Source organism: Okeania sp. SIO2F4, from assembly GCF_010672385.1.
GTDB lineage: Bacteria > Cyanobacteriota > Cyanobacteriia > Cyanobacteriales > Microcoleaceae > Trichodesmium.
On sequence record NZ_JAAHGT010001247.1, the window covers coordinates 1 to 2,127 of the forward strand.

Sequence of the window (2,127 nt, forward strand, 5' to 3'; positions counted from 1 at the left end):
TGTCAGCGTTCAGCACTCAGCACTCAGCAAAATTGTTTTTTTAAAGTGAGCATTTGCGGAGCATTCCGGAACGGAAAAGGGATTTTAACCATAGCTCCTAAAAGCTGATAGCTGAACGCTAAAAGCTGATACCTAGTTAATTAAGGAGAAAAAAATGGCTACCGAAGAAATTGTTAGACTGATTGTTATGTGGTTGATTACTGCTGTTAGTTTGTTTATTATTTCTAAGTTGCCTACTGGAGTAGAAATTGATGATTTTAATATTGCTTTGATTTCTTCAGCTATATTTGGGTTGTTGAATGTATTTGTACGCCCAGTTTTAGGGACTTTGGCTTTGCCAGTTAATATATTGCTTCCTGGTTTAGTTACTTTAATTGTTAATCTGATTATCTTTGGTTTAGCAGCTTGGTTAGTAAGTGGATTTCGACTACGTTGGGGATTTTGGAGTGCATTAATTGGTTCTTTAGCACTAACCTTTATTAACTCTTTTCTATATGAATTACTTAGTAAAGGATTAGCAAGTTAGGCAGTAGTTAAGTTATCAATATTTGTGGATTTTTGAGTTTTATTTAGAACTGATATCTGGTAAATTATTTGCTTGGTATCAGTTTTATTTTTGTATATTCTTATAGCGGTACGGGCTAGGGAATAGGGAATAGTAAACTGTCAAAGGGTTTTAGGATTTAGAAATATCCTAACCTTGATTTCGACTGCTATATTTGTAGCTAAAGAGCTGTATAAGTGTAAGCATTCAGCTATTAGCGATTAGTTCTCAGCTTTTTAAATAAGCCCGCCCTTAAGGACGAGGTTTAAATAAATAAAGTAATAATTTAGTTGAACTTATACTACATTTTTAACTAGAGAATTAAATCACAAAAACAATTAATTTGAGTTCTCAAAGCATATAATTTAAGTTAATGAAGCTGATAGCTGAAAGCTGACGGCTGAATTACGTAGAAGTTAAAAGTGTTGTGATACAAAGTTAGGTTTGTCAAAAGTAAATTTCGGATTTTATTACCTCCTGCTCAAGTCAGAGGTACTAATAATATAAAATCCGGTTATACAGTAATCGCGCTCAAAAATCCTCAACTAAAATATGTTAAGCATGAATACGAATTTAAAAATTTATGCATTTTCATTTCCTTTCTTACTCCTTACTCCTTACTCCTAGAGCGATACGATAACTAATTACCCGGATTCTATATAACTGATAACTGATAACTGTATTTGAGGGTGAGCGGTGCAAGCTTTTAGTAAACTTCCCAACAAATAAATTTTATATGTTTCCTAAAATTTCAAGATTATTTTCTCCTTTGAGAGCGCGTTTATCCAGACAAATAGTCTTGTGGATATTTGCTAGTATTGTAGTAATTGAGACTTTAATTTTAATTCCATCTTATAAGCGACGAGAAGAGGAACTACTTCACCAATTAGAAGATGTTTCTGGAGCAATTTTTAATTCTATTGTACGTTTAACTGAAACCAGTATGACATCTGATAGTACCTTTCAGATGAAGGTAAAAACATTAACGGAAGATTCTGTAATTTTGGGAGTCACAATTTATGATTCTCAAGGAGAATTAATTGAAACTATTGGTGAAGCTCCAGAAATAGATTTTTCCGATCTTGGGGACAAAGATATTCTCCGTGTTAGAAGTCAAGATGGTAAACGATATGATGTGGCATTATCCGCAAATTATTTGGGAATCAATTACACATTAATTGCCCGTCACGATGCTTCTAAAATTCAACCAGAATTATATGCTTTTATTGGTAGAATAACACTGCTTGTAATACTGATATCTGCTTTCGTTACCTTGGTAACAATGGCAGTATTAGGAGTTAAATTAATTCATCCTATTTTGAAGCTAAGAGATGACTTAATTGCTGCTGGAGAAGCTTTAGGTAAAAACGGAAATCAGGTAAAATTTTATTCTGTTTCTATTCAGCGTCAAGATGAACTGGGAGAAGTAATGATTGCTTTTAATGAAATGTTTGAGTGAGTCTCCACAGAAATTTATCAACGCCAGCAAGCAGAAGAAGTATCATTAGCTGAACAAGAAAAATCAGAACAATTATTGTTAAATATTTTGCCTCAGCCAATTGCAGAAAAATTAAAGCAAGGGA

At 33.1% G+C, this 2,127-nt stretch carries 2 protein-coding genes and 1 pseudogene; all 3 read left to right on the plus strand.

The window, feature by feature from the left end; genetic code table 11:
* Positions 1-154: 154 nt before the first annotated feature.
* On the plus strand, positions 155-526 hold the full coding sequence (locus F6K22_RS39365) for a phage holin family protein (protein ID WP_293110446.1): 372 nt from the start codon (positions 155-157) through the stop codon (positions 524-526).
* A gap of 754 nt (positions 527-1,280) precedes the next feature.
* On the plus strand, positions 1,281-2,003 hold the full coding sequence (locus F6K22_RS39370; protein ID WP_293110447.1) for a sensor histidine kinase: 723 nt from the start codon (positions 1,281-1,283) through the stop codon (positions 2,001-2,003).
* A 9-nt stretch (positions 2,004-2,012) separates the two neighbouring features.
* Positions 2,013-2,127 (plus strand): annotated as a pseudogene (locus F6K22_RS43295) (adenylate/guanylate cyclase domain-containing protein); the annotation flags it as partial.